The following is a 26,544-nucleotide window of genomic DNA, read 5'->3' as shown; positions in this document are numbered from 1 at the left end:
AAAGCTCCACGATTTGTTTGTGCTGACCGTCAGACTGTGGACTGTCCGGCCTTCTTCATTACGCGGCCAGCCGTTGCGGCGAAGATCCGCTGGTAGCCCGAGCCGGTAGCCCGCTGGAAAAGATCCAGTGCGCGTGCATCAAGCCCGATGAGGCAGCGTGCACGATTGCGGCGAACGTCGGTGAGGATTCGCTGGGCCGCCGCTTCCGGACTAGTGCGGGCGAGGTGCTTGTCGAAGAACTCGCCGAGAGATGAGGCGTCCGTACCTTCCGCAGCCGTCGCGGTACGTGCGATTGCGGTCTTGATGCCGCCGGGGTGGACGCACGTCACCCTGACGGGATGACCGTTGGTGATCATTTCCATCCGCAGCGCTTCAGTGAAACCACGCACCGCGAACTTCGCGGCGTTGTACGCCGACTGCGACGGAATGGCCACTAGGCCAAACAAACTCGAGATGTTCACGACATGGCCGTCGCCCGACGCGATCAGGTGGGGGAGGAAGGCCTTCGTGCCATTCACCACGCCCCAGAAGTCGACGTCCATGATGCGCTCGATGTCTTTGAACTCGCTGACTTCCACGTCGCCGGTGAACGCAATACCCGCATTGTTGAAGATCAGATTGACCTTGCCGAAATGCGCAGCTACTTCGTCCGCGTATGCGAGGACCGCTTCGCGCTCAGCTACGTTGAGGGCCGCGGTGTGCACGTCGGCACCGAGCGTGCGCGCAGCTTGTGCAGTCTCGTCGAGGCCGATCGTGTTGACGTCGGAGAGTGCGAGCTTTGCGCCCTCCTTGGCAAGCTGCAGCGCGAGCGCGCGTCCGATACCTGATCCGGCGCCTGTGATGACGGCGACCTTTCCTTGGAACTTGGTCATCGGCGGGCCTTCTTTCCGGTAGAGGTGGCTTCGACAGGCTCGCTGTCAGCAGGGGCGGCGGTGGGGTCGGGATTTTCAGCCATGACTGTGATGCCGTAGTTTTCCGCATCAAACTTCTTCAGCATGTTGCGGAATGAGAACGTGAAACCTGGCCAGAGCGTGGTGTTGTTCCCGTGCTTGTCGAGGTACCAGCTCGCGCAACCGCCGGTCATCCACACAGTGGGCGCCAGCTGCGCCTGCAACTCATCATTGAATGCGGCTTGAGCTTCCTCGCGGACCTCGAATGTCGCGATGTTGTCGCGTTCGATTGTCTTGAGTGCGTCGACAACGTAGTTGAGCTGCGATTCGATCATGAACACCATGGAGGTGTGACCGAGGCCCGTGTTCGGCCCGACTAGGAAGAAAAGGTTCGGGAAGCCCGATACGGTAGTGCCCTTGTATCCCTGCATGCCGGACTCGTCAAAGACCTCGGCAAGGGAGCGGCCCTCACGGCCGTAAATGCCTTTGAAGGTTGGTGAGTCGGTGACGTGGAAACCAGTGGCGATGATCAGCGCATCGATTTCCCGCTCGGTTCCATCTGCGGTCACGATGGAGTTCTCACGGACCTCTGTGATCCCGTCGGTGACCAGATCAACGTTGTCCCGGTCGAGAGCAGGGTAGTAGGCGTTCGAGATCAGCATCCGCTTGCAGCCGATGCGGAAGTCGGGCGTGACCTTCTTGCGTAGCTCAGGGTCACGGATCTGCGCGAAGATCATGCCTTGCGCGAGAGCCTGGAGCCCGGCCATCAGCTTCGGCGCCTTTGCGAGACCCACAACCTGGGTTTCGCGCGCAGCGTAGACACCGGCGCGGGCGAGGCGCTGCAGTCCTGGAATATTGCGGAATGCCCACCGCTCGATCCCGAAATATGGCCGGTCGAAACGGGGCAGCACCCAGGGCGCTGTCCGCTGATAGACATCGAGCTGCGCGACCTCGGGCGCGATGGAAGGCACGATCTGGATTGAGGAAGCGCCGGTGCCGATGATTGCAACGCGCTTGCCCTTGAGATCAGCCGAATGATCCCAGCGCGCAGAGTGGAACATCTGCCCTGCGAAGGATCCAATACCCGGGATGGCAGGAAGGGCCGGTTCACACAAGGCTCCAACGCCGGAAACCAAGAACCGCGCGGTGACGCGCCCCGCTGAGGTTTCGATAACCCACTGGCCAGATGCGGTGTCCCAGCGTGCCTCTTGTACCTCACAGCCGAACAGGTGGTTCTCGACGACGCCAGCGTCCTCGGCAACCTTGCGGAGGTATGCCTGGATCTCGGGCTGACGGGAGAACGAGCGGGACCAGTCGCCCAGCGCGAATGAGTAGGAGTACAGCTGCGAGGGGACGTCGCATGCGGCGCCAGGGTAGGTGTTGTCACGCCACGTGCCGCCGACTTCGTGGCCGCGTTCCAGAACGATAAAGGAGTGGGTGCCGAGCTCCTTCAGTTTGATTGCTGCGCCAAGGCCGGAGAAGCCGCTGCCGATCACGGCAACGTCGACATGGCGCGCAGCGGTTTTTGTACCCGAATCTTCAGACCTCACTGTCATGCCAATGACCATAGCCCGCTACTGAGTGCGAGTCAATAGGCTTGCTGAATTCCAGTCAATAACTACAATGGGACTATGGCAGGTTCAAAACGCACACGACTATCGCCTGAGCAACGGCGCGCACAGCTCATTGAGCTGGGCATGGACCTGCTGGCACGTAAGCCGATCGAGGAGATTTCGGTCGAAGACATAGCCGACGAGGCGGGTGTGTCCAAGGGGTTGCTCTTCCACTACTTCGGATCGAAGCTCGAGTTCCAGGCTGCACTTGTCCGAAACGCCGGAGAACAGCTCGTTGCCGCGACCGCGCCGGACCTCTCACTAGCTCCCGTTGATGCTCTGCGCGGTTCGCTGAACCGGTACATCGACTTTGTCGAGCAAGCTCCCAACCTCTATGTCTCAATGTTGCGTGGTGCGTTGAGCGACGTCCCGGGAATGTCAGGGGCAGTCGAAAAGTCCCGCGGCCAGATTGCGGGCCGGATACTCACCATCATGCCCGCGCTGGGGGTTGAGCACAGCCCGCTGCTCGACTTCGCGGTCCGCGGCTGGATCGCGCTCGTCGAGGAAACGGTCATCCGATGGTTGCACGAGCGCACCGTCAACCGTGAAGAGATTCTGGAGCTGCTCACTGGCGCACTCCCTGGCGTCGTACTTGCGCCGATGCTGGGCAGCCACGATGTGCTGGAACAGTTCTTCCCGGGGTTCTCCGGCACGATAGAGCCACCAGTTCCGGACGCTGCCGCCGGATAACCCACCGCGCCACTGCTACGTCAAGGCCGGGCGATCACATCGCCCGGCCTTCACGTTCTGCCGACTACTCGAACGCAGTATCGATCAGGTGCTGCTGCTCCACTGCGTGAACCTTGCTCGAACCCGATGACGGCGCAGACATCGAGCGACGCGAGACCCTTCTGAGCTTCGGGAAAACATCGGGAAGAACCTCGGGCAGATTGAGACCAAAGAATGGCCACGCGCCCTGGTTCGCCGGTTCTTCCTGGACCCACCGGAACTCTTTCACGTTGGGGTAATTGGCGATCGCCTCACGCAAACGGTGCCGCGGAACCGGGTAGAGCTGCTCGATCCGGATCACCGCGACATCCTCACGGTTTTCCTTCTTCTGATGGGCGGCAAGCTCGTAGTACAGCTTTCCGCTGCACAGCAGGATCTTGGATACCTTCGATCGCCGCTCTTCTGACTCACCGGCCAGTGTGGGATCGTCGATCACACTGCGGAACTTCCCTGTCGTGAAGTCCTCGACGGGGCTCACAACAGCCTTGTTGCGCAACATCGACTTCGGTGTGAACACCACGAGCGGACGATGTACGCCAGCCTTAGCGTGGCGACGCAACAGGTGGAAGTAGTTCGCTGGGGTAGAGGGCACCGAAACCGTCATCGAGCCTTCGGCGCACAACTGCAAGAATCGCTCGATTCGGCCGGAAGTGTGGTCCGGTCCCTGACCTTCGTGGCCATGCGGCAGGAGTAGAACGACGTTTGAGAGCTGCCCCCACTTTGCTTCACCAGACGAAATGAACTCATCGATGATCGTCTGCGCGCCATTGACGAAGTCGCCGAACTGGCCTTCCCACAGGACAAGTGCCTGTGGGTTTCCGACGGAGTAGCCGTACTCGAAGCCGAGACCCGCGAACTCGGTTAGCGCCGAGTCATACACCATAAACTTGCCCTCACCGTCATCGGCGAGCGTTGTAATTGGGCAATACTCAGCTTCGGTCTTGCGGTCGATGATCACGGAGTGGCGCTGAGTGAACGTTCCGCGCCGAGTGTCCTGTCCCGTCAGGCGCACAGTCCGCCCTTCGGCGACGAGCGATCCGAACGCGATCAGCTCGCCGAACGCCCAGTCGATGTTGCCCTTTCGGGTCATCTCGTGGCGTCGCTCGTACACGGGCTTGACGCGAGGGTGCGGTGTGAACCCCTCAGGCATGTTCAGGTGAGCATCGCCGATCCGCTCGACGACCTCCTCGTCAACGGAGGTCTGCACGTTCGTGGGCAGCACCTGGTCCTCTTCGACCGAGGGACTGGGTGCCGGCGGGTATTTCTCGAGCTCTCGAACCTCATTGAAGACGCGTTCAAGTTGGCCCTGGTAGTCGCGCAGCGCATCCTCGGCCTCTTTGAGCGAGATGTCGCCACGTCCGATGAGAGCCTCTGTGTACGTTTTGCGCACACTGCGCTTCGTGTCGATGAGGTCGTACATTCTCGGCTGCGTCATTGACGGGTCATCGCCCTCGTTGTGACCGCGACGGCGGTAGCAGATGAGATCGATAACGACGTCCTTGTTGAACTTCTGGCGGAAGTCCACTGCGAGCTGTGCCACCCACACGCATGCCTCAGGATCATCGCCGTTGACATGGAAGATCGGCGCACCGATCATCTTCGCCACGTCGGTGCAGTATTCGCTGGATCGCGAGTGCTCGGGCCTTGTGGTGAAGCCAACCTGGTTGTTGACGACAATGTGGACGGTTCCGCCGGTACGGTAGCCCCGCAGCATCGCAAGGTTGAGCGTCTCCGCAACGACGCCCTGACCAGCGAAGGCAGCATCGCCGTGCAGCAGGAGCGGCACGACGGAGAAGCCTTCCTCGCCCTTGTCGATCAGATCCTGCTTTGCCCGGACGAGGCCCTCAAGGACCGGGTTGACGGCTTCGAGGTGAGAAGGATTCGCCGTTAGCGACACGGTGATGTCGTTGTCGCCAAACATCTGGATGTAGGTGCCACTCGCGCCGAGGTGGTACTTGACGTCTCCTGAACCGTGCGCCTGCGACGGATTCATGTTGCCTTCGAACTCGGTGAAGATCTTCGAGTACGGCTTTCCGACGATGTTCGCCAGCACGTTGAGGCGACCGCGGTGTGGCATGCCGACGACGACTTCGTCGAGCGCATAGTCAGCGGAGCGATCGATGACTGCGTCCATCATCGGGATGACCGACTCAGCGCCCTCCAGTGAGAATCGCTTCTGGCCTACATATTTGGTCTGCAGGAATGTTTCGAACGCTTCGGCCGCGTTGAGCTTTGACAGAATGTACTTCTGTTCGGCGACTGGTGGCTTCTGGTGCTTCACCTCGACGCGCTCCTGCAGCCACTGGAGCTGCTCGGGCTCGAGGATGTGCATGTACTCGACGCCGATCTTGCGGCAGTACGAATCGCGCAGCACACCAAGCACATCCCGCAGCTTCATCCGCTCGCGGCCCGCGAACCCGCCCACTGTGAACTCTCGGTCGAGGTCCCACAGGGTCAGTCCGTGCGTCTTGACGTTCAGGTCTGGGTGGCTCGCTAGCGACTCGACGTTGTAGCGCAGGGGATCGGTGTCCGCCATCAGGTGGCCGCGGTGCCTATATGCAGCAATGAGCTGAAGAACGCGGGTGTTCTTGTCAATCGCACCAGGCGGGATATCCCGGCTCCAGCGGATCGGCTCGTAGGGAATCCCAAGCGCTGTGAAGATCTCGTCGTAAAACTCGTCCGACAGGATCAGTGTATGAATCTTGCGCAGGAACTCGCCGGATTCAGCACCCTGGATGATGCGGTGATCGTAGGTCGATGTCAGTGTCATCAGCTTGCCGACACCAAACTCAGCGATCTTTTCCTCGCTAGCGCCCTGGAATTCGGCGGGATACTCCATCGCGCCCGCGCCAACGATCGTTCCCTGGCCCTGCATGAGCCGCGGCACAGAGTGAACGGTGCCGATCGTGCCGGGGTTCGTGAGGGAGATCGTCACTCCCTGGAAGTCCTCAGCAGTGAGCTTGCCATCGCGTGCGCGACGGACGAGATCCTCGTATGCGTGCCAGAACTGCAGGAAGTTCATGGACTCGCACTTCTTGATGGCCGCGACCACAAGCGTGCGACTCCCGTCCTTGCCGGGCAGATCGATCGCTAGACCGAGGTTAGTGTGTGGCGGGGTGACAAGATTCGGTTTCCCGTCGACCTCTGCGTAGTGGCGGTTGAGGCTCGGGTAGTTCTTGATCGCTTGAACGATCGCGTACCCGAGGAGATGGGTGAACGAGATCTTGCCGCCGCGGGTGCGGGCGAGATGGTTGTTGATTACCAGGCGGTTGTCGATCATTGCCTTGGCAGGTACAGCACGCACACTCGTGGCGGTGGGGACGGTGAGCGACGTATTCATGTTTCGCGCAACCGTCGCGGCAACGCCGCGCAGCACCTTGGACTCTTCGGTCTTCGGTTCTGGGGACGAAGTTTGAGAACCCGACTTGGACGCAGGCTTTGAGGCAGCAGGCTTTGAGTCGGCGGGCTTTGAGTCGGCGGACTTGCTTGACTTGCCTTTTCCGTCGTCAGGCTTGCTGGCGGGCTTGGCGGGGGCGGTTTTCGTTGCTGCTTTGCTTGTGGCGGCAGCTGATTGTGAACTCGACGAAGTCGTCGTCTTCTTTGATTGCGAGCTATTCTCTCCGGGCTTGTAGTCCTTGAGGATGTCGTGCCATGCGGGATCCACGGACGAGGGGTCGTCCTTGTATCGCTGGTACATCTCTTCGACCAACCACTCGTTCTGTCCGAACTGTGAAAGTGAACTGCTGGTCACGGCCGTTCTCGCCTCGTTTCCCTCTCGATCACCGACTTGGCGCCTCCCATGTAGAGGCTAGTCCCTCGCCGGAGTGTGTACCTGTTTGGCACGCTAGTCCCTCAGTGCTACGGGATGGTTACCGACTCCCCGATCGCATTGTCGTCTGACGGTGAGGCCTCCGGGGCGCGATTGAGCGGATTCCCACAGATTGGCATAGGTTCCTCCGCACCTCCGCAGTTCCTCATGTGTGCCAGCTTCGACGATTGCGCCGTGGTCAACTACAAGTATGCGGTCTGCACGCGCGGCGGTTTCGAGCCGGTGCGCAACAACGACCGATGTCCGGGTTGACAAAAGCCGTTCGCTTGCCCGCAATACAAGATTCTCTGTCGCAGGATCGAGTGAAGCGGTGGCTTCATCGAGGAGCATGAGATCGGGTGCGGCGAGCGCCGCCCGCGCGAGCGCGATGAGTTGGCGCTCGCCGGAGGAGAGCCCACGGCCGCCTTCGCCAATAGGTTCATGCATGCCATACGGCAATCGCGAAATCATCTCGATCGCACCCACCTCTGCGGCTGCGTGCTCGATGGCACCTGGGGGTGCGTCGGGCCGGGCGAATGCAATATTGCTTGCGACATCACCAGTAAAAAGGTGTGGCTCCTGCGGAACAATTCCAATCTTGCCCCGATATTCGCTAAGAGCGAACTCTCGGATGTCCTGTCCGTCGGCCCGGACCGCGCCAGCAGTTGGGTCGTAAAACCGGGCAAGCAGCTTTACCAGCGTGGATTTCCCCGCCCCAGTAGGGCCAACCAGTGCGGTCGTAGATCCTGCGGGGAGATTGACGCTGACGCCACGCAGGACAGGTTCGCCTGCGCCGCCGTAGGTAAACGCAACGTCTTCGAAAGAGAAGTCGCCCTGCGTGCTTGTTCCGATGGCGCGACCACGCCCGACTGGTGCGGCGCTGACCGACTCCTGCGTCCGGAGTAGGTCCGAGATGCGACGTAAACCTACTCGGGCCTGCTGGTATCCATCAAAGACCTGGGAGAGCTGCTGAATAGGGGAGAATAAAAGCCCCAGGTAGAGCACGAACGCAACCAGAACTCCCGGTGATGTCGTGCCCTCGGCGATCCGGTAAGCCCCCACGAACAGCACCACAGCTAGGGCGAGATCGCTGAGGAGCGCGATGCCGGGAAAGTACACCGCAATTGCGCGTTGCGCCCGCATACGGCTGCGGCGGTACCGTTCGGCCCGGTGCGAGAAGCGCTGCGCAGCGTGTTCCTCGCGGTTGTACGCCTGAGAGGTGCGCAGCCCCGCGATGTTTTCCTGGAAGTCCGCATTCACAACGGAGATCCGCTCGCGAGCCTGGGTGTATGCGGCGCTAGAGATTCGCCGGAAGACAACAGTGGCGGCAATGAGCAGCGGAAGCATAACGAGCGCGATGCCAGCAAGTGTGAGATCTGTCACAAGCAGGGCTGTTGTGACACCGAACAGCATGAGCACGCTGACAACCGCTGTGGCGAGGCCTGTTTGCAAAAAGGACGACAATGCATCGATATCTGTCGTCATGCGCGTCATGATGCGGCCAGACTGCTCGCGCTCGTAATAGTCCATGCCGAGCCGCTGCAAGTGCGAATAGGTACGCACTCGAAGGTTGTACAGCACTCGTTCGCCGGCGCGGGCAGTGACAAGAATCATAATGCTCGCAGCGATCCAGCCCGTCGCGACGAGTGCGACTCCGGCGCCGACCGACCACCAGATCATTTCCGGACGGTCGTTCAGCACGCCGTTGTCGATCGCGATGCGGGCGGCCGTGGGAAGGAGCATCGTCGTTGCGGCGTCGACGGCGAGGAGCCCCACCGCGAGCGCGAGTAAGGCCCGCACCGGACGCAGAGTGCGCGTGAGACGAAATTCGCGGTCTGGCTCGGTTCCTTCTCGTTCATCGGGGGGCGGCGCATCACACACGTCGGGCAGCCCCGCGAGCGCGTCCACGAGTTCAGGTCTGGATGCAGGGGTATTGAGGTACACCGACTCGGGTTTGCGCGTCCACAGAGACGCAGGCTGAGGCACTTGAGCAGGTGTATCTGTCGGCTGGAGTGCGGGGCGTGCAGCGATGCTCTCTTTCTCGGAGAGCTCGGTGTCCATCAGAGTCCGGAAGAGCTCGCACCGGGCGATCAACTCATCCTCTGTGCCAACATCGACAATACGACCTGCATCGAGCACCGCAATCCGGTCCGCGACGCGCAACGAGGACTTTCGATGTGCCACGGTAATCGTGGTCCGAGGCTCTACTCCATTCCGGAGCCTCTCGAGAATCTTTGATTCAGTGACTGAATCGACTGCGCTCGTTGCGTCATCGAGTACGAGTAGCCGGGGCCGGGCATACAGCGCCCGAGCGAGAGCGATGCGCTGCCTCTGACCACCGGACAGGGTGAGCCCCCGCTCGCCCACATGCGTGTCATATCCATCAGGCAGCGTGTCGATGAACTCACTTGCCTGCGCATGTTCGGCGGCCTCGCGGATGGATTCGACCGTAGCGTCAGGCTCGCTCAGCGCGATATTCGACGCGATCGTGTCAGAGAAGAGGAACGGCTCGTCAAACGCCAGGGCGACGTGCTGGCGCAATTCAGCTGTTCGGACGTCCTCCACGCTCACACGGCCTGAGTCGTTGTAGAGCTCGATCGAACCGCTCTCAGGTGCGTAGAAACGCGGAATGAGCTGAGCCAAGGCGGATTTGCCCGAGCCCGGGCGTCCTACGATGGCTAGACACTCGCCAGGCTGAACGCGCAGCGACAACCCGGACAACACGCGGGCCTCAGGGCTGAACCCGAAGTTCACGTCCCGGAACTCGATCCCGAGTGCACCCGCCGGGACCTCACGGGGGTGGTGCGGGTCGGCGAGGTGAGGCTCAGTGTCGATCAAGTCGAAGACTCGCTCAACTGCTGCGCGCGACAGCTGCGCGGTGACGATCAGTCCGGACAACAGGCGGGCAATCCCGGTCATTGCGGTGAGGTAGGCGGCGAAGGCGAGGAACGTGCCGATCGTGATGGTGCCGCGGAAAGCCAGGACACCGCCGGCGGCGATGACACATACCAGACCAAGTTGAGGGATGGTGGACATCGTGGGGGTGAAGCGAGCATTGATTCGTGCCGCGCGCATGCGTTCCCCATACAGCTTCCGGCCGAGGGTGCGCAGTACCTGAACCATGCGCTGTTCTTGACCGAAACCTTTGACGATCCGGACCCCGGTGACGGTTTCCTCAACGTGCTGGGCGACGTCGGCGCCGCTCTGCTGCGCCGCCCATGTCGCTGCGTACAGCCGCTGGCGGTAGTGCCGCACAGTCAGCCAGATTGCCGGTGCCACTGCGACGACTGCCAGGGTGAGCGGAATCGACAAATAGGCCATCGCGCCGAGAGAAAGCAGGAACTGCAAAACGGCGCCCGCGGACAACGGTGCCATCGCCAGCAGCCCCTGGAGCTGCTGGAGATCGCTGATAGATCGGGAAACAACCTGACCGGTGCTGAGCTCATCTTGTTTCTTGCCATCCAGCCGCTGCAGCGTTGCAAGCAGTTCGAGTCGCAAATCGTGCTGGACGTCGAGCGATAACTTCCCTGCAAGCATCCGTCGCAGGAACTGTCCACCGAATCGAACGACGGCCATGGCAGCGAGTGCCGCTGCCGCGATGCCGACAACTGCTGTGTTTCCGGCCATCGCCTCATCGACAACCAGTTTCGTGATGAGTGGGACCGCAACTTCGATAGCCGTGGCGATGAACGTAGCCCCGAGCGCACCTGCGACCAGCCGGGGATGCCGCAAGCACTGAGCGATGAGACGCCGCAGCCACCCCGTCGGTGCTGGTGGACTCGATAGTTCGTGCATTGTCGTTCGACGCTACTCGGCGCTACTGACAAAAACGCAATCGTCAGGTGACTGCAGGCGGTGTCTCATCCGGGCGGACCGGAGGTGGAGCGGTGCCATCGCCGAAGGGTCTGCCACCGAGTTCCTCTCGGTGGTGGGCGGTGGACAATGAGTGCAGTGCCGGGCCCTGAGGCACGATTTTCGTGGGATTGATGTCTGTGTGAACGATGTAGTAGTGGTCCTTGATTTGGCCGAAGTCGATGGTGTCACCGAAACCGGGCGTCTGGTAAAGGTCTCGGGTATACGCCCAGAGCGCCGGATACTCGGTGAGCTTCTTTTCGTTGCATTTGAAGTGACCGTGATACACCGCGTCGAAGCGAATGAGGGTGGTGAACAGCCGTACGTCTGCCTCTGTGATGGTCTCGCCGACCAGAAAGCGCTGGCCAGCCAGTCGGGACTCGAGCCAGTCCAGACGGTCGAACAACCGGGCGTATGCCTTGTCGTACGACTCTTGACTTCCGGCGAAGCCACACCGGTACACACCGTTATTGACGTCCCGGAAGACAAGTTCCATCACCTCATCGATCTCGTCACGGTGAGACTCGGGGTAGAGGTCAGGGGCACCAGGGCGGTGATGTGCCCGCCATTCACTCGAGAAGTCAATCGTCATCTGAGGGAAATCATTCGTGACGACTTGGCCCGTTGGTACGTCCACAACCGCGGGAACCGTGATCCCGCGGTCGTACTCAGGAAACCTGGCGAAGTAAGCGTCCTGCAGACGCGGGATGCCGAGGACAGGGTCGACGCCACCAGGATCGAGGTCGAACGTCCAGCTCCGCGCATCATGTACGGGCCCGCAAAGGCCCAGCGAGATGGCGTCTTCTAGCCCAAGAAGGCGCCGCACGATAACCGCGCGGTTTGCCCACGGGCACGCACGAGCAGCCACGAGGCGGTAGCGGTCAGGCTCCACGGGGAAGCCGTCACGACCGTCCTCGGTAATGCGCGTGGCGATATAGCGCATGTCACGGGTGAATTCCTTGCCGGTCTCGACGTAACTTCCGAGGCGGTCGTTCTCGCTCATCCCATCCCTCAATTGTTGACGACTAAACCACTTACACTGTACTCGCGCGGTTCGTGCTGCCCCCGAACACCGCGCGAATTCGGCTATGGATTCCAGGTTCGTTCAACGCGGTGACGAATTGGTGGCCGGACTCCGGGGGCACCGCCCGTCGTCCCCAGAGCGCGGGTCTTGGCTGCGAAGTGACATACGGGACGCCGACAGCACTTCTCCGTATAACTGAAGGCTCCGCGAGGATCGCTGCCGCGACGCCATCATGAGCGGTGAATATCGGTTCCCTGCTGCCGTAGTACTCGCTGCAGTACCGGACGTACTTTCCGTGGATCGCGCGGAGTAGCTCAGGTACCGGCTCCGGGGTCCCATCCGCGGATCCGCGGGAGAAGAACTCCGAGGCAGAAAACCGAAACAGCCCGGTGACGTTCATTCCTGCCCAAACGAAGACGCCGGGCGCGGCAGCCACCCGAGCTGCGGCCTGGGGGGCGATGAACGTGTTGGTGTCTCCTTTGTCGACGAATTGCGGGTAACGGACTCTGACGGCGGCAACCTCGTCGTCAAGTCCCATCCCACCGGAAACGACGACGCTGCGGAAGTTGCGCAGTGCATTGCGGTCGAGTTCCAGAGCGCCCGCCAGGTTACTCAGCGGTCCGAGCGCGAGTAGTGAGACTTCGCCTGGCCGGCTTGCGCCAATTCGAGCGATGAACGCACCAGCGTCACCGTCGCCACCGTGAGAAACAAGGGAAGCGCTGGAGGCTGACGGCATTCTGGATCGCAGGTCGCCAAACCCATCTCGACCGTGCGGGGAGGGGGGAAGGTCATGCGGCCCCTGCCGTCCGACCGCGATGGGAATGTCGCGGACCCCCGCGCATTCAAGGACCCGCCCGACATTCATTGCGGCCTGCTCCGCTGAGCAGTTTCCCTGCGTTGTACTTATGCCGACAATCTCAATCTGCGGATCAGAAAGCAACAACGCCAGTGCTACCGCGTCGTCTACCCCGGCGTCAGTGTCGACGAGCACAGCGCGGCGTTCCACAGGCGGGGTGTGGCGTCAGCCGAACGACACAGTCGCAAGCACGCCGATCCGATGGAAACCCAACGCTTCCGCTAGGTGCCAGGCGCTGGTGTTGGTGCGATGTGCCCTCCATTGCGGCACGAGGCCCTCGTCTAGTGCGACGTTTGTGGCGATGAGAGCGACCGTCTTCGCGTAGCCCTGCCTACGGGCATCCGCAACGGTGAGCGCAGTCATGTTGGCCACAAATCCCTGCCATTCCCGGTAGGCCGCACAGGCAACGGGGTCCATAGTTTCTTCCAGGAGTGTGAACCAGTGGGTCTGTTCATCGAGATCGGCGGCGGCGACATCGTCAGGCGGGCATAGGCGTTCGAGCCGCTCAGCCATTTCACGCTCACGTGAGATAAGCGGAGCTTGACTTGGGTGCATCGACGGTGGGGGCAGGTAATCGGGTGTGAAGAGAATTGTCTCCGCACGCGCCCGGTGAGCAGCTCGGTCTTTCGCGACTTCGAGTAGCCCGCGCTCGCTGCCCAGTGCCTCGTTCGACAACTTTGCGGCCCTCTCCACCGCCCACTCCGGGCCAAGAAACACGCTCGCTCCGAAGAGATTGAGAAAAGTCATTTCCCGCGTGATTTCAGGTATCAAGACGTGCGTTCGTTCTGCCGCGATGTCGCGGTCACCTATTCCAAGCGAGCGAGCCCAGGCGACCTTGAGGATCGAGGCGGCGTGTTCTGTAGCGGCGTCCATCACGAGTTGTCCTTATAGCCCTAGGTCGCGGCCGATGAGTTCCTTCATTATCTCGTCGGTTCCCGCCCAGATCCGCGTCACCCGTGCGTCCATCCACGCGCGCGCAACGCGATACTCCCGCATGAAGCCGTATCCGCCGTAGAGCTGTACACAATGATCGAGGACTTCATTTTGTATCGCGGCCGACCACCACTTTGCTTTCGCAGCGTCAACAGGAGTGAGTTCGCGTCGCGTGTGGGCGTCTACACATTGATCGATGTACGCTTGCGTCACTTCGAGCTTCGTGAGAATCTCCGCAAGCAGGAATTTGTTGTGCTGGAACTTGCCAATCGGCTGTCCGAACGCCTTTCGTTCCTTGGTGTATTCGAGCGTCTCCTCGTAGATCGCGACGGCGTGCGCGGTGCTCGCTACACTCGCGCTGAGGCGTTCCTGGGGGAGCATCTGCATCATGTGGATGAAGCCATTATCGGTCTCGCCGATGATGTTCGCCTGTGGCACCCGAACAGCGTCAAAGAACAGTTCGGCAGTGTCCGACTCGGGCTGGCCAACCTTGTCGAGTTTCCGCCCCCGTTCGAAGCCAGCCATTCCCGATTCCACGCCGAAAAGCGTGATTCCGCGAGCTTTCTTCGCAGGATCTGTACGCGCCGCAACGATCACTAGGTCGGCACTGTACCCGTTGGTGATGAACGTCTTCGAGCCGTTGAGGATCCAGTCTGATCCGTCCCGAACTGCTGTGGTCTTGAGCGCGGCGAGGTCAGAACCTCCCGACGGCTCAGTCATACCGATCGCAGTGACAATTTCACCCGAACAGAAGCCTGGCAGCCACCGCTGCTTCTGCTCGTCCGTAGTCAATTCGACGAGATAAGGCGCGCAGATATCGGTGTGAATGCCGAAACACGATGCCAGCGCGGCGCTGTGGCGAGCGAGTTCCTCTGCAAAGACCGCATTGAACCGAAAGTCTCCAGCTTCACTGCCTCCGTAGGCCTCAGGTATCTCGAGACCTAGGAGGCCAGATTCCCCCGCAGCAAGCCAGATATCGCGCGGAAGAGCCTTGTCCTCGATGAGTTCTTCACTGCGCGGCGCTACGTACCTGTGCACGAACTCCCGGGCAGATTCACGAAAGGCCTGGTGGTCGGGGCCGAAGAGGGTGCGGTTCATCATTCCTCCGTGCACAGGGCTGCTGCCTATTTGCTACCGAGTAGGACGCTACCGTGATCGTGATCTTCGCGGGGCCACACTGGCACGACTCAGACAATCTTGCCGTAAACACGGCGGTCCTGTCGCCTGTCGGCTCGCCAGAATGCCCCGTGCGTGGCAGTCTGCTTCTGTGGGAGATGACAGTCGCGGCATAGACGGCAAAGAGAGCGTCGTTGTTCATTTGACCTCAGAGTTCACTGCTAGCGGTGCGCGATTCGCCGTAGTCACCATCGACAATCCGCCGCTGAACTTGTTCAGCCGGCCGGTGTTCGCGCAGATGATCGAGCACCTTGAGTCCTTGCGGGCGGATCCACCTCGCGCTGTACTCATCGAGGCTGCCGGAAAGGTCGTCTCGGGCGGGGTTGACGTGCAAGTGTTTGAGGGACTTGACGCGACTGCCGGATCGGAGCTTTGGGAAGAACTGTTTGGCAGAATCATTCATCCCATCGAGGAGCTTCCCTGCCCGGTTGTTTTCGCAGCTCACGGTCTTACCTTGACGGCCGCCTTCGAGATCGCTCTTGCTTGCGACCTCATCGTCGCGTCGCCCGGCGCGAAGTTCGGTCTAGTTGAGACGGTGGTAGGACTCACGCCGTCGATGGGCGGTCCCCAGCGACTCGCGGAGCGTGCCGGATCGGGCCGGGCGCGTGAACTCGTCATGACGGCCGACTTGTACCCCGCGGATACGTTGCTGGCCTGGGGAGTTGTCAACAAGGTCGAAGACGACGTGGCCACTGCGGCGCGCACACTCGCTGAAAAACTCGCTGACGGTCCAACGCGCGCTCACCGCGCGACCAAACGGATCGTGGCGGCGTGGCGCTCTGGCGGTGTTCAGCATGCCGACGCGCTAACACCAGATATCTCGGGTGAGCTGTTTGAGACTGAGGACCTCCGGGCTGCGGTTCAGAGTTTTCTGACCCAGGGACCAGGTAAGGCATCATTCTCCGGGCGGTAGCTCCAGCGGGCCTTCGCTCCCGGACGTGTCGTGGATCACCGTTAGCCAGCGTCGTGGGGGCAGCCCGAAAGCGCGATGGGCATTGATGACCATGGCCTTGCCCAGCGTGCGGTTGCTCGCGGCCCCGATAGCCGCGCCGACTCCGAACGGAACGATGCGGCCAAGTGTCATGAAGCCCCGAGTTTGGGCCATGCGGATCAGCATCCGTCTGGCGAGCGCCGCGTTCAGCTTTCCCAAAGAGGGCGCGGGCAGATAGTTCGCGACCGAATCAGCCAGGCTCTTTCCTCTTCTGAGGGCCGTCTTTTCAGCGAGGAGAGAGCCAGAGCCTCCAAGTGCGATGCTCATCACGAGCGCCCGGCGCCGCTCAATGTCATCGAGTGGCAGTCCGTAGACCTCAGCCAGCGCAAGCGTGTAGAAAGCGCTAGTCGCAACGAAGACGGCGGTCTCGCCGCCCGCCGCGGCAAGTGCTGCGACGGTACCGACTCCAGGAACTGCTGCGGTCGCGCCAACGGCAGCCCCGCTCGCGGTGACTGTGTTGAGAAAGAAGCTGTCGATGCGGCCGACGATCTGAGCGGGGGTTTCGTCAGGGTGCTTCGTTCGTAGGTTCTGCACGAAGCTAGCGATAACCGGTCCGGGGATGTGTACGCCCCGGTCGAGCATTCGCATCACGATGCGTCCCGCGAACCCCGGATTATCGTCGGGGACCGCGAGCTCGGTCTTTTCAGACGGAAACTCTTCGCCGTCACGGCCTCTGCGGAGCTGCACGGTTTCTTTCTACCGCACCTTGCTGCTTAAATCCGGGTTGTGGCTGGCTTCCTCATCGGCTGACCGCCGAAGGATCAACTCGTTGATGTCGTCCATGACGGCTTCGGTAGCGTCTCGACCAGCCTGAATGAGCGCGGGGACGCCGCTCGCAGACCAGCGGGAATGTTTGGTTGTATCCGGGGTGATCAAGATGTCAGGCGTCTCATCATCGAACCCGCCCATGGCCTGCCGTAACAGCGCCATTGGGCGCATCGTGCGCTCTGGAGTCAGCCGGACTGTGATGACGCGGTCGGCGCCGAGGAGTCGGGCACCCCAAGTGGGAACGTTCGAGCTGAACGCACCATCGATCAGCAACGCGTCACCGATGCGGACAGGGGGGAACAGTCCCGGAACCGCGATCGTCGCCAGCAGTGCGGTGGGCACCGGGCCAGAATCGAGCAAGGTGGGTGCGAGCGTGCGAAGGTCTGTCGCGACCGCTGCGAAACGGCGTGGTAGAGCTTCGATTTCGCGCTCCCCAACGAACCGTTCTATAGTGCCAGCCAGCGCAGCCGGATCGAGCACGCCAAGTTTGCGCGGAACTGTCAAACGTCCGAAGTCGCGCCACTCGGCGCTTCTGATGATCTTGTCGAGCAGCCGGACCGACATTCCAGAGGCATAGCCGGCACCGATAAGGGCGCCTGCGCTGGTTCCCACCACAACACCGATCTTGACGCCAGCGTCCTCAAGCGCCGACAAGACTCCCACATGAGCCGCGCCCAGAGCCGCGCCACCGCCGAGGGCAAGCCCGACGACGAGGTCGCTGCTATCCCGTACTGCGGGCACCGGTGCATGTCGCCGTTGTGCCCGGCCGGCTGCGCCGAACGGCCCTGGCCAGGCGTCGAATTGATCACTCATTGTGCCTGCTGTCAGTGTATTCACGGTGTTACTTACGCTACCCGAAGCGCGGGGTGGATCAGGCCCGGTTAGCGGTGAGCACGGAGAATCTCTATCACCTCTGCATCCGGCACCTGGTGGAAGTCCTGAAACCACAATCCCACCGCGCCAAGGTCGGGGGTTATGAGGGGGCACACGACAGCGTCACAATGATCGTGCAGACGCTCTATGGCCTGGCTGGCGGCCACTGGAGCAGCGAGCACAACCTTTCGCGCATTGTGGGCCCGGGCGACGTCACACGCCGCGGCGGCTGTCGCGCCCGTCGCGATGCCATCATCCACGATGATCGCGATTCTTCCTTGCAGCGGAATTGGGGGAGATCCTTCCCGGAACTCCTCGGCCCGCCTGGAGAGTTCTTTGAGTTCGCGGTTCTCCGTGATTGAGATGTCGCGCGGATTTACGCGGGCGGAAGAGATCACGTCATCGTTGAGTATCTCCACCCCGCCTTCGCCGATCGCGCCCATCGCAAGCTCGCGATGATGTGGCACGCCTAGTTTGCGCACCACGATGATGTCCAGATCGGCGTGCAACGCGTCTGCGATCGCGGCCGCAACGGGCACACCACCGCGCGGCAGCCCCAGGACGACGGGTGAGTCGTCAATAAACTGGCGCAGTTCGCTGGCGAGAACCGCGCCTGCTTGCTGTCGGTTCGTGTACGTCATGGCACTCACCGGTCCTTCGCAGCCATTATCTCAGGCCTGCTGCTTCTGGCGCACAAGGGTTGGGAGCGAGGTTTCGAGTTCCCGCAGGGGAAGGCAAGGTGACTACACCGCAGTGGTGCGCAGCGGCTGTTCGGGAATGGTTGCCGTGTCTGACAAATACCATCTTAGAATCGTAAATCGAAGCGTACCGACCGGTACCCCTAACGCCTCGGCGGTATTCGTCACGCTATCGAACGCAGATGTCGCTGCGGATGGGCTTGCTGTGAGCTCAAGCAATGCCATTACAGCGCTGGCCTCGAGAGCCGGATCGATTGGGCCAGTCAGGGCCAGCAGATGTCGCCACGAGCGGTCGCCTGGATCGCCTAGGCCATTTCTCCACCCTTGCTCTATCACGGCTCGGCGGCTTCTGTCCGCCAGCGCTTTTGTGAGGTCGAGTGCAGAGTTCACGCCAGCGCGGTAGAAGGCGTCAGCAACGTGAAAGATCCCGGCCGCGCAGACGGCTGGGCCGTCACCCGTGTAACGCCGCCTGAAATTCCCGACTTTGCCCGCCCAGATCGCTGGCCCACCTACGTCATCGAAAGTCTCGAGCAGATCCCGCAGTCCGTCCTTATTGCCGAGATACCCGCGGGTGGCGCGATAGGCCTGGTAGCGATCGATCACATTGCTCACGGCGATGAAGTCTGAGCATGTTGCCTGGGCGGCTTCGATCGTGCACAGAGCGAGGCTTTGAGCGAGCGCGCTGCGGGCAAGCCAGCCAGAACGGGGACCGAGGGCGTTCTGGCAGATTGCCGCGACGCCTGCAACGTAGTTTGGAGCACTTGGAGCGAGGGCGCCGTTCAGCGACGTTTCTGAGGCGTTGTGCGGCTGCCTGCTTTCGGTACGTCGCGCCGACGACGTTGCTAAAGCACTCACGATCCCTCCCGGTGCTCCGCGCTGGTCCGGCTGGTTAGCCAAAGACCTTCCTGGGTGATGTATCGCACGCTCTAGCCTGAGTGTTGCACCTATCACGAAAGAATCACGGAACCGACGCGCCGGTGGTTTTTCTCAATGGGGGACACGCGGTAATAATGCTGCTCACGAGGCAGTAGACTGAGTAGCTAATGAGTAACAGTGAACCCGACCAGGCTTCGTTCGCCGGTCTTGGAATCGACGATCGAGTGCTACGGGCACTGGGAGACGTCGGCTATGAAACCCCGTCGCCCATTCAGTTGGCGACCATCCCGCACCTCGTCGCGGGTCGTGACGTCGTTGGTCTTGCCCAAACGGGAACCGGAAAGACTGCGGCGTTCGCAACCCCGATCCTGACGAGAATTGACGAAGAGCACGCACGGCCTCAGGCACTGGTCCTCACGCCTACTCGTGAGCTCGCCATTCAGGTCGCGGAAGCGTTCGGCCGGTACTCGGTGCACCTGCCCGGCATCCGTGTGCTCCCTATCTATGGTGGTCAGAGCTACGGTGTCCAGTTGTCCGGCCTGCGCCGCGGCGCCCACATCATTGTTGGCACTCCTGGCCGGGTCATCGACCATCTGACACGCGGCACCCTCGACATCTCGCAGCTGAGATTCTTGGTCTTGGATGAAGCCGACGAAATGTTGAAGATGGGTTTCCAGGAGGATGTCGAGCGCATCCTCGCGATGGCCCCCGAGGGGCGTCAGTCCGCGCTGTTCTCGGCCACGATGCCGCGCGCGATCCGCGAGATCTCCCGCACGTACTTGCGTGATCCCGCAGAAGTCACGATCAAGTCCACAACGAAGACCTCAGACACGATCAATCAGCGCTGGGTTCTGGTTTCGCACGCACGTAAACTCGACGCCCTCACCAGGTTCCTCGAGGTCGAGCCGTTCGATGCGATGCTCATCTTCGTGCGGACAAAGCAGGCTACTGACGAGCTTGCGGAGAAACTGCGAGCACGCGGGTTCGCGTCGACGTCCTTGAACGGTGACATTCCGCAGCCTGTGCGAGAACGAATTGTCGGGGAACTCCGCGCGGGGAAGATCGACATTCTGGTGGCCACAGATGTGGTGGCGCGCGGACTTGATGTCGAACGCATCTCCCACGTTGTCAACTTTGATATTCCTACCGACAACGACTCCTACGTTCACCGCATCGGTCGAACCGGACGTGCCGGCCGCAGCGGAGAAGCGTTGCTGTTCGTCACACCCCGTGAGCGGCGATTGTTGCGTTCCATCGAGCGCTCAACCGGCCAGCCATTGGAAGAGATTCAGGTTCCCACCGTCGAGGACGTGAACGCGCAGCGCGTGTCGCGATTCGAGGACGCGATTACGGAAAACCTATCGAATCCGGACCTCGCGCTCTTCCGTCGCCTGATCGAAGGATACGAGCGTGAGCATGACGTTTGCATGGCGGATATCGCCGCCGCGCTCGCAGTGCAGTCAACAGACGGCGATACCTTCTTCCTGAAGCCAGACCCCCCGGAGCGTCCGCGCAGCGAGCGTCCTGGGCGGGAAGGCCGCGAAAAATCCGGTAGCAAGTTCTCAGATAAGCCGGCCGGTGGTCGCCGCAGGGTAGCTGGCGATCGCCGAATGGCGACGTACCGAATCAACGTCGGGAAGAAGAACAAGGTCGCTCCGGGTGCGATCGTTGGTGCTCTCGCGAATGAAGGCGGACTGAATCGCGACGACTTCGGATACATCGATATCCGGTCGGACTACAGCCTCGTGGAGCTTCCCGCAGAGTTGCCTGGCGAGGTCTTCGACGCGTTGCGTGCGACCCGGATCGGCGGGGTGCGTATCGGCCTGCGCAAGGACGACGGTGCTCCCCGCGGGAACGACCGCAGCGCTGACAGGAATCGTCCCGCGAAATCTGATGAACGGCCGCGAAAGTCATTTCGGGACCGAAGCTAGCAGGGGCAAGCCAGCAGTTCGGGTGAGAGCGTCGAGCATTCCGGCTGCGGACGCTCCCCAGCCGAACTGTTCGGCACGCTCGCGAGCCGCAGCGCGGACAGCATCGCGCGGTTGCTGCACGATATGCATAACAGCGTCGGCGAACGCGCCATCCGTGTCGGCGGCTACCGCTCCGCAACCCGGCCTGATGATCTCGTGCAACGCGGACGAGTGAGAGGCCACGACCGGCGTCCCTGATGCCAGTGACTCGAGCGCTGAAAGACAAAAGGTCTCGTGTGGTCCCGGCGCAAGGGAGACATCTGCTGTCGCGAGCAGTCTGGCCAGCTGCTGCTGATCGTCGATGAATCCAGCGAATGTCACTGGAAGTCCGCGGGCTCTCCGTTCGAGTCGATCGCGCCGGGGCCCGTCGCCAGCGATGACCAAATGAACGCAATACCCGGCGTCGCGCAGCGCCCGGGTGGCATCAATGCTGCGCTCAACGTGCTTTTCCACCGAAAGTCTGCCGCTGTGAACGAGGAGGACGCCCCCGTTCGGCATCAGGCTGAGATGCATTTCCTCGCTTCGCTGGGCCGGATGGTAGCGGTGCATGTCAACGCCCAGTGGCACCCGGCGAACGTTGGTGGCATCGATCGACCGAAATTCTGCCGCAGCGAACTCTGTCGTACACACCACGGTGTCGTAGTCCCGTGCCATGTGTGCGTTGGCGATGTTTGCGAGTCGCTGTGCTGCCGGCACTGGCATGATCTGGCCGAGCAGCCTGTCCAAACGCTCATGCGAAACGACGACGCTCGGAATCCCCCGCTGGCGTGCCCAGCGGCCGAAACCACGCAGGGTCAACCTGTCAGAGACCTCTATCGCGTCTGGGCCGACTCCACGCAGCACGTCGGCGACCCGCCGGGGATCTGCCACTCGGTACCCGCCTGTACGCGGCAGCAGCAGGGAAGCGAGGACTATCCGGCGTACGCCAGAGGGGAGCACCTCTTCTCGATCTCGGGGGCCTGGCACGACAACGGTGACCTCATGGCCGACCGCTGCGTAGGCAGCCCCCCAGTTGTTCAGCGCAGTGCGCAGGCCGCCGGAGCGGGGTCCGTAGAAGTTAGCCAACTGCACGATCCGCATCAGTGGATGATCGGCGCGCGACACCTACGCCGGGTTGTACCGGGATGGTCGATGCGTGAATACGCGATGAACAGCAACTTCGGTATCGCGGCTGCACGCCAGATCCCGGACTAATATTGAATCCCTATGAAAAGCGAAGATCGCGCACCGTCGGCGAAACGTCGGTCGGCGGCGGACGCTGAGCCGCATTACACGCGGCTCAGTCGCAATATGACCGATCTACTCAGCGAACTGCGCGTGGCTCAAGCGTCGGTTCAGATTCTGTTCGGCTTTCTTCTGGCAGTCGCATTTACTGAGCGCTTCCGTGAGGCTTCGACCTTCGAAAAGAGTCTGCACCTCATCGCGGTTCTCCTCACTGCCCTCTCAACGGCATGCCTTGTTGGACCGGTGGTCTGGCACCGAATGCTGTTCGGAGAGGGTCTACGCAGGGAAGTGGTGACGGCAGGAAATCGTGCTGCTCTAATCGGCACCACAGCGCTTTTTGGGGCGATCGCCGTGGTCATAGCCCTCATCGTCAAGGTGACATTTGGACCCGTCCCCACAGCAATCGTGGCGCTCGGGATTGTCGCGATGTTCATATCAATGTGGTTCGTATTGCCACTGCGTATCAGGGCGGTTGCGCGTAAGAGGGACGCTAATTGACCGCGATCGGATCTTCCAGTTCGGTGAAAGCGGTATTTGCGAGCGTCGGCTCGAGCAAGACGCGGTGAGAGGCGTTCCATCTGCGGATCGACACGACCAGGTCAACATTGGCGACGTCTAGTCGCTGGGCGACCGCATGCACAACGGAGCCCAATTCCTCGGCATCGCCAGTCACGCTGGGGAGGTCGAGCACCGTGCGCATGAATGGTAAGCAGCTTTCCATAGACCACGTGGACTCAACGGGAATGACGCCCGCGATTGTCAGCAAATAGTCCCAGTTCGCAGCGAAGCCATGGCTCACAACTGAGCGCCAGGCCCGCACTAGAAGGGCTCGCGTTTCGGGATGTCTCTGAAGAGCAGCGAGGTCAGCGGTCGAGTCCACACGCAGACCGTAGAACGCGTCGGCTGCTTTACCGATCGATCGGGCCTTTACTCGTTGTGCTGGGCTGGAGTCCCGGCGCTTGTAAGTAGCGACTTTACCGGCCCAGGCATGAGCCGAGCCGGATTCCTCGAATGTTCGCAGCAACGCACGGATCCCATCGTCGTGTTCGAGGACCCCTTGAGCGGACCTGTATGCGCAGTAACGACTTGCGACTGACAGTGCGGTGGGATAGTGACCCGCTGTCGCCTGGATCGCGTCGATCACGCAGAGACCGAGACTCCGGCGGTACCACTCTGCTGCTGGCCACACCTCAGGCGAGCCCAGGTAGCGGCGACACCCAGCAGCGACACGATCGAGCACATGCGCTGACAAATCCACGCCAGGCCTCCGTCCGTTGAGCTCCTAGCAGCCTTTAATCCAGAGTACGAGAACTTTCCGGGACTAGGTGGTGAGCCGCGAGCCTCCTAACTGGTTCTCAGGTTTTCCAAGAGTGCCCGTGGTTCTGCAAACGAAACTTGTCATACCCCGTCCGTAGTGTGCGGCCATGATCATCGTGAGCACCGCAGTAGCGAGTTCCGCGGCAGAGGACGCAGGTCCTGAAGGTCCACGGTTTGTGTGGTCCTGGGTGGACCATACGGGCGCCAGTGGAACGGGGGACTCGTACGGAAGTGCAGATAATGCGCAGTTACGTGCGGTACTTGATTCGATCAAGCGTCACCCAGGTACCGAACCCTTAATGGTCGAGTCGGGTTCGGCAGCTCTGGCTGAGCAATGGAACGTGGGGCGTGAATCCGGCCGTTTGGCTGCGAAGATCGCCGGCCTCGATGACTGCCTCCTGGCTGAGCTGGACGACTTGGTTGCCAACCGGAGGGGGCCGGTGAAGGTCCGATGGGCGCGTGGTGACGTTCTCAGTCATTACCAGGCAAAAGCGGCACAGCTAGCCGCGTGTTCGACCACGGTTCGGCGAGGAATCCGGGGTACCTTGGCAGCGTGCTGATGCCGAAGTAGGGGGAGTTCTTGTGCGTGGTCGGGTAAAGGGGCTAGTAGTTGCCGCAGTATGTGTCGTGGGCGTCTCTCTGTCCCCAGGGTGCGCCATTCCAGGCCGGGCCGGGGATAATGCCCCAGCGCAAGTGAACGAGCACGTCCCGAAGGAAACTGACTCCGAAACGGGTCAGCCGGTCCCGGAGGTAGTGGGCGATGGTGACGGCGGTATCGCGCTTTCTGCCTCGCAGCAGTTCTTCGGCAGGGCTCCGTTCGTCGTCCTCGCGCCTGAGGACGACCACGATGCGATAGTGCGAGGTGCGTCGCTCGCGGTGGCGACATCCGTGCCGCTTCTCGTTGTCGGCCCCGCCGATGAAGCGTCGATCGCGCAGGAGCTCGGTCGCCTCAATGCGGACACTGCCGTGGCAGTTGGTAGTGTTCCGGCGATTGATGGTGCAGACATTCTTGCCATCGATGGGAGCCCAGAGCAGCTCAGCGAACTCACCGGACTCACCTTCAGGCCAGAGGAACTCTCGGACATCTCCGAAGCGGGGGCTGCGCTTGCTGCACTCGACTCGAGCGAGCACGTACTGCTGACCATTCCGTCGGCCGTGGTGGAGCCGAGCGAGAACACCGGTGACGGCTCCGTGGCGGCCACCGATGCCACCCTGCCCAGCTTCGGGCGCGGCAGTCAGGACACGCAGGTGGTCGTTTTCACCTCACCGAACGGTGTTCCCGAGCCTGGTGAGCGGGCAGACCACGTCGCGGCGACTGCTGTGGCCAAAGCAGCGGGAGCGCAGGTCGTGGTACTGCCCGTGCCAGATCCGCGGGTCAACCGGGAGTCCGTCGATGCGGTGAGAGAAAACGCGGACGCGACCATTCTCGCACTGGGAAGCCATTTCGGAACTTCTGCGCAGATACGGGAGCGAATCGACAGCGCACTTAATGTGGCGGAGCTTCCCGGCGGGGGCCAGCTGATTTACCCCGGCAGGCGAATGATTGCCCTGTACGGGCACCCAGGTGTGCCGGCAATGGGCGTCCTCGGTGAGCAGGGGCCGGAGGATGCGATCGCCCGCGCACGTGAGCTGGCAGGGCTCTATGAGGATTATTCAGGTGAAGCGGTGATACCGGCTCTCGAGGTCATCGTGACGGTCGCGTCGGTGTCTCCGGGGGCGGACAACCAGTACTCGAACGTCTCGCGGGTCGAGGATATCCGCCCGTGGGTCGATGCCGCGCGTGATGAGGGCACGTACATTGTTCTCGATCTGCAGCCCGGCCGCACAGATTTCTTGACGCAGGCCAAACTATTCGAGGAGCTCCTCGCGGAACCGCACGTTGGTCTCGCGCTAGACCCGGAGTGGCGCCTTCGCCCAGACCAGGTTCATCTCCGACAGGTCGGGCAGGTTGATGCGAGCGAGGTCAACGAGGTCATCGAGTGGCTAGCCGATCTGACCGCGGAGCACAACCTCCCTCAGAAGCTTCTGGTCCTGCACCAGTTCCAGACAAGGATGATCACCAACCGGGACCAGCTCGATACGAGCCGGGAGGAAGTCTCCCTCCTGATCCATGCCGATGGGCACGGGGTACCGGCTCAGAAGATGGACACGTGGAACGTCCTGAAACAGGACCTGTCCGACGACATTTGGCTTGGCTGGAAGAACTTCTACGACGAGGACTCGCCCACGTTCACACCAGCCGAAACCATGTACGTTGAGCCAGCGCCGTGGTTTGTCTCGTACCAGTGACCTGCGACCATTCCGGTTGTTGGCTCCTCAGCCAGTCACGATTGTGAGGACCTCGCTGTCGCGCAGGGTGCGAAAATCGACGCCCTCGCGCGTGTAGCTATGGACGAGTTCGTCAACACGTTCAGGGTGTTCGTGGCCTTCCGACTGATAATGCGGAACGATCTGGAAAGTCACGATGCCCAGACCCTCCCAAATCGGGGTGGCCGCGCACACAAGGGGCACCTCCGCGGGGTCGTCGAACAGTTCTAGGCCGCGGAGAGACGGTGACAGGATGCAGGCTCCGGCGCTGTACCCGCCGTACGCGACCGCGCCCGTGCCAACGAGTTCCTGCAATGCGGCGTCCGCGCCGCTTTGTGCCATGCGGGCCCGAAGGACAAAGGTGTTGCCACCGCGAACCCATATCAGCGGATACGTTCGAAGGTGTTCCACCGTCTCGTTCGGTGCGCCAATGAAAGCACGCAGGTCGATCTCTTCGGGCTCGTACCCGAGCGGTCGCAGCATTGTGAATTCGCTCGTGACGGCCCAGTCACGTGCCGCAGACGGCCAGCCGTCTGCGGCATTCGCGATGACACCCACTCTGCAGGGCGGGGCGCAGAGACGAGTCAGTGCACCCGAGTCTGTACCCAGCCGGTACGAGGCAAGAAAGAGGCGCATCCG

At 61.6% G+C, this 26,544-nt stretch carries 21 protein-coding genes; 6 read left to right on the top strand and 15 right to left on the bottom strand.

What is annotated here, in order from left to right:
• Positions 1-29: 29 nt before the first annotated feature.
• Together AS9A_RS15980 and AS9A_RS15975 are read right to left on the bottom strand one after the other, a co-directional pair.
• Positions 30-872 (bottom strand): SDR family NAD(P)-dependent oxidoreductase, encoded by an 843-nt coding sequence (locus AS9A_RS15980; RefSeq protein ID WP_013808120.1) that lies wholly within the window; start codon positions 870-872, stop codon positions 30-32.
• On the bottom strand, positions 869-2,446 hold the full coding sequence (locus tag AS9A_RS15975; protein WP_049793925.1) for a flavin-containing monooxygenase: 1,578 nt from the start codon (positions 2,444-2,446) through the stop codon (positions 869-871). Before AS9A_RS15975 ends, AS9A_RS15980 begins: the two co-directional genes overlap by 4 nt.
• A gap of 75 nt (positions 2,447-2,521) precedes the next feature.
• Between AS9A_RS15975 and AS9A_RS15970 the strand changes: the two genes are divergently transcribed.
• Entirely contained in the window at positions 2,522-3,193 is a 672-nt protein-coding gene (locus AS9A_RS15970; RefSeq protein ID WP_148262488.1) for a TetR/AcrR family transcriptional regulator, read from the top strand.
• Between the two features lie 64 nt (positions 3,194-3,257).
• Here AS9A_RS15970 and AS9A_RS15965 read toward each other — a convergent pair whose 3' ends face one another.
• The 6 genes from AS9A_RS15965 to AS9A_RS15940 form a co-directional block, all read right to left on the bottom strand.
• Positions 3,258-6,983, bottom strand: a complete 3,726-nt coding sequence (locus AS9A_RS15965; RefSeq protein ID WP_013808117.1) for a multifunctional oxoglutarate decarboxylase/oxoglutarate dehydrogenase thiamine pyrophosphate-binding subunit/dihydrolipoyllysine-residue succinyltransferase subunit — start codon at positions 6,981-6,983, stop codon at positions 3,258-3,260.
• A 93-nt stretch (positions 6,984-7,076) separates the two neighbouring features.
• Positions 7,077-10,835 carry an ABC transporter ATP-binding protein gene (locus tag AS9A_RS15960; RefSeq protein ID WP_013808116.1) on the bottom strand — a complete coding sequence of 1,253 codons (3,759 nt, stop codon included), beginning with the start codon at positions 10,833-10,835 and terminating at the stop codon, positions 7,077-7,079.
• A gap of 43 nt (positions 10,836-10,878) precedes the next feature.
• Positions 10,879-11,895: a glutathione S-transferase family protein gene (locus tag AS9A_RS15955; protein WP_013808115.1), complete on the bottom strand. Its 1,017-nt coding sequence runs from the start codon at positions 11,893-11,895 to the stop codon at positions 10,879-10,881.
• 31 nt (positions 11,896-11,926) lie between these two features.
• Entirely contained in the window at positions 11,927-12,922 is a 996-nt protein-coding gene (locus AS9A_RS15950) for a nucleoside hydrolase (protein WP_083826571.1), read from the bottom strand.
• A 15-nt stretch (positions 12,923-12,937) separates the two neighbouring features.
• Entirely contained in the window at positions 12,938-13,645 is a 708-nt protein-coding gene (locus AS9A_RS15945) for a GNAT family N-acetyltransferase (protein ID WP_013808113.1), read from the bottom strand.
• A 12-nt stretch (positions 13,646-13,657) separates the two neighbouring features.
• A complete protein-coding gene (locus tag AS9A_RS15940) occupies positions 13,658-14,803 on the bottom strand; it encodes an acyl-CoA dehydrogenase family protein (RefSeq protein ID WP_041452066.1) in 1,146 nt (381 codons plus the stop codon).
• A 190-nt stretch (positions 14,804-14,993) separates the two neighbouring features.
• On the opposite strand from AS9A_RS15940, the gene AS9A_RS15935 reads away from it, so the two are divergent.
• The gene (locus tag AS9A_RS15935; RefSeq protein ID WP_049793923.1) at positions 14,994-15,794 is read left to right on the top strand and encodes an enoyl-CoA hydratase/isomerase family protein; all 801 of its coding nucleotides are present in this window, start codon (positions 14,994-14,996) and stop codon (positions 15,792-15,794) included.
• Here the strand turns inward: AS9A_RS15935 and AS9A_RS15930 are convergent.
• The 4 genes from AS9A_RS15930 to AS9A_RS22830 form a co-directional block, all read right to left on the bottom strand.
• On the bottom strand, positions 15,777-16,559 hold the full coding sequence (locus AS9A_RS15930; protein WP_013808109.1) for a hypothetical protein: 783 nt from the start codon (positions 16,557-16,559) through the stop codon (positions 15,777-15,779). The two genes, AS9A_RS15935 and AS9A_RS15930, sit on opposite strands and share 18 nt — an antisense overlap.
• A gap of 9 nt (positions 16,560-16,568) precedes the next feature.
• The gene (locus tag AS9A_RS22835; protein WP_013808108.1) at positions 16,569-17,453 is read right to left on the bottom strand and encodes a patatin-like phospholipase family protein; all 885 of its coding nucleotides are present in this window, start codon (positions 17,451-17,453) and stop codon (positions 16,569-16,571) included.
• A 68-nt stretch (positions 17,454-17,521) separates the two neighbouring features.
• A complete protein-coding gene (locus tag AS9A_RS15920) occupies positions 17,522-18,154 on the bottom strand; it encodes a phosphoribosyltransferase (RefSeq protein WP_013808107.1) in 633 nt (210 codons plus the stop codon).
• A 102-nt stretch (positions 18,155-18,256) separates the two neighbouring features.
• The gene (locus tag AS9A_RS22830) at positions 18,257-19,066 is read right to left on the bottom strand and encodes a PLP-dependent aminotransferase family protein (RefSeq protein WP_013808106.1); all 810 of its coding nucleotides are present in this window, start codon (positions 19,064-19,066) and stop codon (positions 18,257-18,259) included.
• Positions 19,067-19,254: 188 nt separating this feature from the next.
• Between AS9A_RS22830 and AS9A_RS15910 the strand changes: the two genes are divergently transcribed.
• Positions 19,255-21,018 (top strand): DEAD/DEAH box helicase, encoded by a 1,764-nt coding sequence (locus AS9A_RS15910; protein WP_013808105.1) that lies wholly within the window; start codon positions 19,255-19,257, stop codon positions 21,016-21,018.
• Here AS9A_RS15910 and AS9A_RS15905 read toward each other — a convergent pair.
• Positions 20,998-22,137: a glycosyltransferase gene (locus tag AS9A_RS15905; RefSeq protein ID WP_049793758.1), complete on the bottom strand. Its 1,140-nt coding sequence runs from the start codon at positions 22,135-22,137 to the stop codon at positions 20,998-21,000. The two genes, AS9A_RS15910 and AS9A_RS15905, sit on opposite strands and share 21 nt — an antisense overlap.
• 126 nt (positions 22,138-22,263) lie before the next feature.
• Between AS9A_RS15905 and AS9A_RS15900 the strand changes: the two genes are divergently transcribed.
• On the top strand, positions 22,264-22,779 hold the full coding sequence (locus AS9A_RS15900) for a DUF6328 family protein (protein ID WP_013808102.1): 516 nt from the start codon (positions 22,264-22,266) through the stop codon (positions 22,777-22,779).
• Here the strand turns inward: AS9A_RS15900 and AS9A_RS22825 are convergent.
• On the bottom strand, positions 22,772-23,539 hold the full coding sequence (locus AS9A_RS22825; RefSeq protein WP_013808101.1) for a hypothetical protein: 768 nt from the start codon (positions 23,537-23,539) through the stop codon (positions 22,772-22,774). The genes AS9A_RS15900 and AS9A_RS22825 overlap by 8 nt on opposite strands.
• Positions 23,540-23,705: 166 nt before the next feature.
• Here AS9A_RS22825 and AS9A_RS15890 point away from each other — a divergent pair, with 166 nt between their 5' ends.
• Both AS9A_RS15890 and AS9A_RS15885 read left to right on the top strand, forming a co-directional pair.
• Positions 23,706-24,158 carry a hypothetical protein gene (locus tag AS9A_RS15890; protein WP_049793757.1) on the top strand — a complete coding sequence of 151 codons (453 nt, stop codon included), beginning with the start codon at positions 23,706-23,708 and terminating at the stop codon, positions 24,156-24,158.
• A 22-nt stretch (positions 24,159-24,180) separates the two neighbouring features.
• On the top strand, positions 24,181-25,887 hold the full coding sequence (locus tag AS9A_RS15885; RefSeq protein ID WP_148262487.1) for a cell wall-binding repeat-containing protein: 1,707 nt from the start codon (positions 24,181-24,183) through the stop codon (positions 25,885-25,887).
• 27 nt (positions 25,888-25,914) lie between these two features.
• Here AS9A_RS15885 and AS9A_RS15880 read toward each other — a convergent pair whose 3' ends face one another.
• A complete protein-coding gene (locus AS9A_RS15880; protein ID WP_041451148.1) occupies positions 25,915-26,541 on the bottom strand; it encodes a Type 1 glutamine amidotransferase-like domain-containing protein in 627 nt (208 codons plus the stop codon).
• Positions 26,542-26,544: the final 3 nt, after the last annotated feature.

Source organism: Hoyosella subflava DQS3-9A1 (genome assembly GCF_000214175.1).
GTDB lineage: Bacteria > Actinomycetota > Actinomycetes > Mycobacteriales > Mycobacteriaceae > Hoyosella > Hoyosella subflava.
This window is presented reverse-complemented; position numbering and strand designations above follow the sequence as displayed.